The sequence below is a fragment of the Robbsia betulipollinis genome (assembly GCF_026624755.1).
In the GTDB taxonomy this organism is placed as follows: domain Bacteria; phylum Pseudomonadota; class Gammaproteobacteria; order Burkholderiales; family Burkholderiaceae; genus Robbsia; species Robbsia betulipollinis.
Genome location: NZ_JAPMXC010000044.1, coordinates 1 through 628 on the forward strand (window position 1 = coordinate 1; position 628 = coordinate 628).

At 59.6% G+C, this 628-nt stretch carries 1 protein-coding gene and 1 pseudogene; one reads left to right on the forward strand and one right to left on the reverse strand.

Going from position 1 to position 628, the window contains the following annotated elements:
- On the forward strand, positions 1 to 182 hold a 182-nt coding region (locus OVY01_RS23020; protein WP_267844776.1), incomplete at its 5' end, for a transposase domain-containing protein.
- 114 nt (positions 183 to 296) lie between these two features.
- Here OVY01_RS23020 and OVY01_RS23025 read toward each other — a convergent pair.
- A pseudogene (locus OVY01_RS23025) lies at positions 297 to 566 on the reverse strand (helix-turn-helix domain-containing protein); the annotation flags it as partial.
- Positions 567 to 628: the final 62 nt, after the last annotated feature.

A 628-nucleotide genomic window follows, 5' to 3' on the forward strand; every position in this document is an offset into this window, starting at 1 on the left:
CCGGCGGCCACCGGGCAGCGGCGATGTACAGCCTCATCGGCACGGCTAAACTTAACGGCCTCGACCCCGAGGCGTATCTGCGCGAGGTGCTCACGCGCATCGCCGATCATCCGGTCAACCGGATCGATGACCTGCTGCCGTGGACGCTGATGGGTTCAACGCCCGCGTCAACGCGCGTCTAAAAATACGTCCCCGCTTACGAAAATAAGTGGGGACGTAACGGGCGGGCATCCCGCGCTTCATCTAGCCCGAACTCAGCCAACATCCACCAGGCAAGATGCCTTGCCTGGACGCTTACGATTCAACTCATGGGCTATGGCGCGAATTGAAAGCCCGGCTGACACGCCACGCGAGATCTCTTCACGTTCACTCAAGGTCAATGCCCGCAGCGATCGCTTACGCGGAGCAGGGGTGTAACCCCCGCATAGCCGGATTACGCCGTAGATCGACCCGGCGGGCTTGCCTATGGCCTTGCCGATCCCAAGAAACGATTCACCTGCGCGCCACCGCCGCCAAACCTCCACTTTGCCTTCTGTCGGCAACCCAGGCCGTCCCATTTGTGTCATTCGTCAACCCTCCTTCATTCGATATTAATATGAAGGTGTTGCAACGACCCATTGAACCTACC